The sequence below is a fragment of the Moorena sp. SIO3I6 genome, assembly GCF_010672095.1.
In genome coordinates, this window is sequence record NZ_JAAHHU010000236.1 from 1 (window position 1) to 7755 (window position 7755).

Annotated in this window: 7 protein-coding genes; all 7 read left to right on the forward strand. The window is 41.1% G+C overall.

Annotation, left to right across the window (positions count from 1 at the left end; translation table 11 throughout):
* Positions 1–686: 686 nt before the first annotated feature.
* The gene (locus tag F6K49_RS32410; protein WP_293026834.1) at positions 687–1676 is read left to right on the forward strand and encodes a hypothetical protein; all 990 of its coding nucleotides are present in this window, start codon (positions 687–689) and stop codon (positions 1674–1676) included.
* A gap of 52 nt (positions 1677–1728) precedes the next feature.
* Positions 1729–2805: a hypothetical protein gene (locus F6K49_RS32415; RefSeq protein ID WP_293026831.1), complete on the forward strand. Its 1077-nt coding sequence runs from the start codon at positions 1729–1731 to the stop codon at positions 2803–2805.
* Positions 2806–3136: 331 nt separating this feature from the next.
* Entirely contained in the window at positions 3137–3868 is a 732-nt protein-coding gene (locus F6K49_RS32420) for a response regulator transcription factor (protein WP_293103264.1), read from the forward strand.
* A 13-nt stretch (positions 3869–3881) separates the two neighbouring features.
* Positions 3882–4049 carry a hypothetical protein gene (locus F6K49_RS32425; protein WP_293038114.1) on the forward strand — a complete coding sequence of 56 codons (168 nt, stop codon included), beginning with the start codon at positions 3882–3884 and terminating at the stop codon, positions 4047–4049.
* Between the two features lie 459 nt (positions 4050–4508).
* Positions 4509–5105, forward strand: a complete 597-nt coding sequence (locus F6K49_RS32430) for a hypothetical protein (protein ID WP_293103267.1) — start codon at positions 4509–4511, stop codon at positions 5103–5105.
* Between the two features lie 130 nt (positions 5106–5235).
* On the forward strand, positions 5236–5565 hold the full coding sequence (locus tag F6K49_RS32435; RefSeq protein WP_293026822.1) for a hypothetical protein: 330 nt from the start codon (positions 5236–5238) through the stop codon (positions 5563–5565).
* A gap of 5 nt (positions 5566–5570) precedes the next feature.
* On the forward strand, positions 5571–7755 hold a 2185-nt coding region (locus tag F6K49_RS32440; RefSeq protein WP_293103270.1), incomplete at its 3' end, for a hypothetical protein.

The following is a 7755-nucleotide window of genomic DNA, read 5'->3' on the forward strand; positions in this document are numbered from 1 at the left end:
CCTCCACTGTCACGATGAAAAACATAGAATCGGAATTCAGTCAAAACGTCAAGAGTCAAATACAGACTCCTCTGAGTTAGATGAAAACCCATTCTAGAAGGTACCAATGACAATGGTTCCGTTTGATGAGGAGCCGTATGATGCGAAAGTATCACGTACGGTTTTGAAGACGAGTCGGTGGGGCGACTCACCGGCTTAGTTTAATTTCGGCCTCTACTTTTCCTGGTTCCGACCTGGTTGAGCAAGTTGGATCATTGAGTGAAGAATCCCCGTGTCTTTAGACCGGGGAGTGTCAACTCAAATAAGAGCATTGTCAATACTGCGTGGCTTTTGGATAAATCCCCCCAACCACCCGTCGGGATCCCCCTCCCGTCCCCCGCGCGGAAGGGGGAAGCCAGAGCAACCATAGACTTTTTGTTCATGGGGTCTATTGTTCCCCCCTTGTTAAGGGGGGTTAGGGGGGATCTCCCAGGGTGGATGAATATTGCTAACCAGCCACCGGCTACTATAGCGTTTTCCATATTAATGAAATACACACACCTATTTTTTCCCGATTCCCAATTCCCGATTCCCGATTCCCTACTCCCTACTCCCTACTCCCTACTCCCTATTCCCTGCGCTATAGCAATTTTCAAGTAATCATTTTCAATTAAAAAAATCTAAATATCGTCAAAGGAACACACTATATGGTTGCCACAAAAGACAGCAAAGACCAGATTTTCCAAGCCTTTGAGCAAATCCTAAAAGAGCGGCAAAACATTGACTCAAAAATTGCCACCAAAGAAGAAGAAGCGGAAAAAGCTAAAAATCAACAAGTCCTGGAAACTGCCTCAAACTATACCGTTGATAATATTGTCAAAGGAATGGCTGATTTACAGCTAGAGTTTGGCACCATCGTTAATGAATTGTCAGAAAAATTATCCTCAGAAGCCTCTAAACTTGATGAGCTAAAGCTGGCGATTAAAGTAGAAACTGAACACTTGCAATACCTTCAGCAAATTCGAGTTGTAGCTGATGCCTTACATTTGCTCAATCAAGAGCACCAAGAAAAGCTAAAATCCCTAGAGCAAAAAGCAGATCAACAGCGAGAAGAGATCGAAAAAGACCAAGAGCAAAAACGTAAGCTTTGGCAAAAAGACCAGGAAGACTTTGAAATAGCACGTCAAGAACAAAACGAATTATTGGCTCGGGAACGACAACGCCAAGAAGCTGACTATCAATACGAATTAGAACGTAACCGTAAAATTGAGACGGATCAGTATGAAGAACTGAGCCGTAACCAGGAGCGAGAATTGCAAGAGGCCAATCAAGAAAAAGAAAAGCAATGGTCTGAGCGAGAACAGAAGCTACAAGAATCTCAAGACCTGTTTGAGGAGTATCAACAGAAAGTGGAAGCTTTCCCTGCTGAGCTAGATGAAATCGTTAAAAAAGTAAAAGATAAAGCCATTAAAAAAGTCCAAAACGACGCTAAAGTACAGGCTGATTTACTAACCAAAGGCTGGGAAGTTACTCAACAGGGTTATGACGTTAAAATTCAGTCCCTGGAGCAACACATAGAAAAACAAAATAAACAAATTGAAAATCTCTATAGTCAGCTACAAGAGACCTTGAAACAGTCCCAAGCCCTGACCTTGAAAGCTTTTGATGGGTCTTCAAGAAGCAAGGATCAAAATTAGTGAATAGTGATATCAGTTCAGAAATTGTCAAATAGAATATAACCTTGAAAGTATGACACGCAAACCTAACAGCAAGAACACCAAAGCAGAAATTTTAGAAGCTTACAAGGAATTACTAGCAGAACGAAATGCTTTGGAAAAAGAAATGAAGCAGATGAACAAAACGCAAACTCCTCAAGTATCCACGGTGGAAAAAAAGCAAACTAATGGATCTGTACCAGCAAAAGTCATGAAAGACAAAATGATGTATACCCTTGACAGCCTGGTTAAGCTGCAATTAGGGTTTGGGAGTAGTGTCAGTGAGTTGTCGGAAAAACTAACATCAGAAGCGGCTAAGCTAGAAGAATTACGAACAGCGGTTACTGAGGAAACTCAACAACTTGCTGAACTCCACAATTTATCAGAAATTCAAGACGATACCTTAGATACCTTAATCGAAACCTATCAGAATAGCTCTAAAGCTTTCGATGAAGAAATTTACCAAAAACGGGAAGAGTTAGAGCTGGACATTAATCAGTTAAAACAATCCTGGTACAAAGAACAAGAGGAACAGCAACGAGCTATTAAAGAACGGAATGAAGAACAAAATAAAACCCGTAAGCGAGATGCTCAAGAGTATGATTATAATTTAGACCTACAACGCAGCTTAGATCAAGAAACCTACAACCATAACCAAGAACGTTTATACAAAGAATTGGAGGAAACGAGGCAACAACAAGAGAAACAATGGGCAGAGCGGGAAAATGCGATCGCAGAGCGAGAGAAGCAGTTTGAAGAATTAAAAACTAAGGTAGAAGCCTTCGACCAGGAAAAATCAGTTGCTATCAAAAAAGCCCAAGAAGAAGGCAAAGCGATTGCTAGCCACCAGGTCAAAATTCAAGCCGACTTACAGAATAAGGAATTAGAAGGAAATAATCGTGTCTATCAGCTAAGAATTGAATCCCTGGAACAGACAATAAAAGAATCCTCAGCACGGATACACAGTCTTTCCCAGCAACTCGATACTGCCCTCAAACAAGTTCAGGATTTAGCGGTCAAGGCAATTGAGGGTGCTTCTAATATCAACTCTTATCAAGCCCTTAAAGAAATTGCCTTAGAGCAAGCGAAAAATCCAACTAAGGGTAAATAAGGATAAAAAAGAGAAATATTTTAGTGGTTTTGAAGGTTGACGACATAGTGTCGTTAACCTTCAACTATAAATAGTCAACCAAAAGTTATCATTGACACACGTAAAATACTCCGGAGTTGTATCATCAGTAATATTGGGTCAAAGCGCTAATCAACCGATGGAAACAATTTCGGTAGGTGGCGACTCGTGATCACAAGCTTGCTGACCAATCTTGAGCTATGGAGCGCGTTCGCGTAGCGTGGCCTACGGCCAATCGCTTCCATTTTTTTTTGGGTTGTCAGGTCAGCAAACACATCCTAAGTTGTCAATTTCGGTATCAGTGTTCTAGTCAATGGTTATGAACGTAATCAAAGAAATTCGGGTGTTACTGATTGAGAGGGGTGATTTGACGCAGTTAGGTCTCAGAAAAGTCTTGGAGCAGTACAAAGAAGTCAGTTTGGTGTCTCAAGTTTCTAGCTTGCGTCATGTGGCGGCCTTTTTAAAAAAATCTAACCCGGACATAGTAGTCATTAATTTAGAGCATTCAAGCAATAGTGATGCGTTATTGCGGTTAGTCAGAAATTGGAAAGTGGCATTTTTTCCTAACATATTGCTGCTATCTTGGGACACATCAGAAGAATTTGTTATAAGCGCTTTTGGGGCTGGGGTAGATTCCTATTATCTAAAACGTATCAATTTTCCTAAAACTAATGTAGACACCAGTACTTTCTTAGATGCTTTAAAAGCTACCTATGAAGGGCAACACTGGATTGATCCAGAAATAGCTGGTTATCTCCTAAAAAACAGTATCAAGTCACCCGGCAAGAATTTTTCTGGGATTACTTTAATCAATTCCTGTGAGCCTGACTATTATCAGATTCTTAGGGAAAATCCACTGACTGAACGGGAGCTAACTGTCTTGGAATTGATCGTAGCCGGTTATACAAATGACGAAATTGCCCAGCGATTATTGCTAGGTCTTGGCACAGTTAAAACTCACATTCGGTCTGTGCTGTGGAAACTGTGCTGTGACGATAGAACACAAGCAGCAGTACAAGCACTTCGCAGTGGTTTGGTGAAGTAGATACCAAGATTCGGTGGATGCATCTTTTTGTTGTAAATCTATAACTGTTGGGGCGGGGGCGCGGGGAGGGTGGGGAGTGTGGGAAGGGTGGGGAGTGTGGGAACCCACCCCTAACCCCTCCCAGGAGGGGAATATGGGGAGATGGGGCAGATTTTTATTAAGGGTAATTATCCTGACATGATATTAGTGCTTAGCAATTATTGATTAAGGTTTAATTGTTAAATTTTCATGCTTTAAGTTTAGAATTAAGCAAAATAGCTGATTAACCACTAAGCACTAACTCCTCTACCTATAGGTTGGGTTTCAGCGTTTTTTTTGTTAAGTTTTTTTTATTTTATCAGAGTTTTATTAAAATTCAGTTTATTTATCTATTCCTTTTGGACGAGTAACATTGTGAGACTGTTGGGGAGCTGTGCCAATGATATTGAGAGGTTAAGTAATTGTAATCCTTGAGGTGAAGCAATTACAATCATTTAGCTTATTCAAAATGCTCCTTAACTCAGTAACATTTATTAATTAAAATAAATTGAACTATTCCTCTAGGATCGCTTTTGCGGTTTAAAAATTTTCTGTATCACAATAAGAGTCAGAAAAATTACGGAAAGAAAAATCCACCATGGTGAACAAGTCCTCTGTTGCGATGTCACCTCGTCAACAACAGCGTTGGAAAAGTAAAGAAACTATGTTTGCTAAGTTGCTTGCTAAGTTGTTTGCTCAGTTGAAGCAAGTGCCCTTGGGCTATTTAATGGTCATGGCTGCGATCGCAATGGCATTGGATCTCTATATCAGTACCTCCGTCACTCCTTTGATGGGTGTATCATTTTTGATGTGTCTAGTTGTGGGAGTGAGGTGGATTGGAGTCCAACCTAGTAATTCTGGGAATCAAATTCAACGGCTAATCAGGAAATATGGTTTAGGAGCCTGTCTTTTCCTATTCGCCTTTCTGTGGTTTATGTTGGACTTTACCGCTGCGCCAGCCCATGCCCAGTTTTTCCAAGTCGCAGAAGATTGGCTAACTAGTGCTATTCCTGAAGTAGACGCCGATTTGGTGTCCCTGGTGTTTAACGTTTTACGAGCACTATTCCTAATTTATTTAGGCATTTCATTGGTCAAAGTAGTCAATGCTGCCCAACAAGATGATGACTGGAAAACCCTAGCCCGTACTCCAATCATCATTTTGATTGTAGTTACCTTGGGTGATCTGTTAGCAGGCTACATCACTGGCACAGGGGCATAAACTACGGTACATCTAATTTGCCTGTTGAGTTTGATATAGCTGAAGGGATGAGTAGTCAGGGTTTTATTGAGATTGAAAGTTTTTTCAATCACTGATAGGAACGCAAGTCTGATCCAAAATAGCTTGACCTATGGCAAATAATTCAGAGCAACAATTCCGTCGTGTTAACCGAACTCTTGATGAAAAACCGAAAATTGGTCCTATTCCAGCCGATCAGTTTATCCCCTGGGCAATAATTTGGGCAATTGCCTATTACATCGTCAAGGGGGTACTAGGAGCTAGTTGGGTATGGACATCTTGTTTCGGAGTTTGGGGTATGTCTACTTGGTGGGTGCTAACTTCCTCTAGCCATTGGAAATTTCTTTCTAAGTTTATACCTGTACCTCAATGGACAAGAGGAATGGGTAGATACCAAAGGCTTTTAGACGTTAAAAGGGAAAAAGCAAAGGGCAAAGGCTAAAAAGTATGACAACCACTCAAGCTTACGATCAAGCTAAACAAAAGATGGGAAAGAAGCGGGTTGATGTAGGAAATGGTAAAAAGAAAACCTTAAAGCCGTTCGAGGATGACTGTAAGTTAGCTAGTTTCCTAGAAGTCAGACTGGATGGCTCTGATGTTGGGGCATACATTCTCAGAAAAGGAGAAGCTTCCTATAAATTTGTGTTTGGTTTTGAATGTCGAGGCATTCACACCACCTTACGCCAGGAGTTAATTGACCCGGTGTTTGATGCCATCGAAGCTGGGTTAAAAGATTTCCCAGACCAGGAAACCCTCACGATTCACCTAAAGTCTTTCACTGATGACACTGATAGACAAAACACGTTGAGTCAGCTGATCAAGGGGACAGACTCTAACGAGTTAAAGTACCTAATCATGGGAGAAAAGAAGCGAATTCAAGACTTGACCAAAGGGGGAATTAGAAAGCCAAAGACGTTGTATTTATTTGCTACCTATACCGTAGAATCAGGTCGAGAGGGAGCATCTGATAAAATCGAAGAATTTTTGATGACAGCTACCAAGTGGTGGAACGGATTCATTGGCAAGCTGGATGAGTATGAAAAACAGCAGATCGAGAGAGTAATAGAGATTGCCTTTAATAATGGCTATCAATTTTGGGAAAGGCTGTTGAGCAATCAAATGGGTCTATCGATTCGCCCTCTTTCTGCTCAAGAGTCTTGGAATTATGTGTGGCAGCGATTTAATGATACACCACCTCGTTCAGTTCCCCAGTTGCTTTCCTTAACTGAAGCTGGAGTTACCGAGGAGGTTTACTCAGAAATCCACCCGGTTTCTCTGTTAATGGAAGACTATACCGCTATTCCATTTGCTGATCGACGTTGGATTAATCTCAAGGAGAAGTATACCGCAGTCATGCTCTTTTTAGACAAGCCTGAGGGGTGGAGGAATAAAGAATCCCAAATGCGCTATCTCTGGCAAGTCATGGCAAAAGATGAGGTCTATGACACCGATTGTTTTTGTGAGATTTCCAAAGCGAATATTAAAACAGTAACCAGCAAAATGCATTCGCTGACGAAACAGGCAAATGTCTCCTCAAAATATGCACAAGAGAAAAATACGATTAATGTTAAAGCACAATTAAATATTCAGAAAAATGTCGAGGCTCAGGCGGCTATCTATGAAGGGGCCGTGCCATTTAATGTCTCAGTTGTTTTCTTAGTCCATCGCGATTCTCCACAAGATTTAGATCAGGCGTGTTATACTTTAAAATCTTATTTTCCGCCACCAGCTTGGATGGTAAGGGAGACCGAATATCCTTGGAAAATCTGGCTAGAAACCTTGCCAATTTCCTGGAGCAGACTCTTAATGAGTCCATTTAAGCGATCGCATACCTATTTAAGCCATATTGCACCAGGGTTAATGCCAGTAGTCAAAACCCGGACAGTGGATAGAACGGGATTTGAATTAATCTCTGCTGAAGGAGGTACGCCAGTTTTTATTGACTTATTCAAACAGCATAAAAACCTAGGTATTTTCGGAACCACCCGCAGTGGAAAATCTGTTTTGGCATCGGGAATTATTACCCAAGCCTTGGCTCATGGTATCCCCATCTCAGCTATGGATTATCCAAAACCCGATGGCAGTTCTACCTTTAGTGACTACACCGCTTTTCTCGGGGATAAAGGAGCTTATTTTGATATTGGTCGAGAGGCAGTTAATCTTTTCGAGTTGCCCAATTTAAAGGGATTAGATGCTAAACTACAACAAGAGAGACTTACAGAATACAAAGAATTCTTAGTCGAAGCACTAATGCTAATGGTTCTTGGCTCCACGACGTTTCATGACCGGACTTATACGGATAACATCAGAGCCATGTTAAGCTTAGCAATCAAAGCCTTTTTTGATGATGATCAAATCCATGACCGTTATGTAGCAGCAAATATCAATGGCTTAGACTCTCAAGAATGGCAATTAATGCCTACCCTTGCGGATTTTATTGATTTTTGTTCTTTAGAGAGATTGCGGGTTACCTCTGTATCTGGGGATATCCTTCAAGGCTTGGATCAAGTAAAATTGCGACTGAGGTATTGGATAAATAGCCGAGTAGGAAAAGCGATTAGTCGTCCTTCTACCTTTAGAAGTGATGCTCAGTTATTAGTCTTTGCCTTACGGAATATTAGTAGTGACGAAG

Bases quoted from the DNA above. Each gene is read 5' to 3' on its own strand.
- F6K49_RS32410 (WP_293026834.1), top strand. From the start codon at position 687: ATGGTTGCCACAAAAGACAGCAAAGACCAGATTTTCCAAGCCTTTGAG.
- F6K49_RS32415 (WP_293026831.1), top strand. From the start codon at position 1,729: ATGACACGCAAACCTAACAGCAAGAACACCAAAGCAGAAATTTTAGAA.
- F6K49_RS32420 (WP_293103264.1), top strand. From the start codon at position 3,137: ATGGTTATGAACGTAATCAAAGAAATTCGGGTGTTACTGATTGAGAGG.
- F6K49_RS32430 (WP_293103267.1), top strand. From the start codon at position 4,509: ATGTCACCTCGTCAACAACAGCGTTGGAAAAGTAAAGAAACTATGTTT.
- F6K49_RS32435 (WP_293026822.1), top strand. From the start codon at position 5,236: ATGGCAAATAATTCAGAGCAACAATTCCGTCGTGTTAACCGAACTCTT.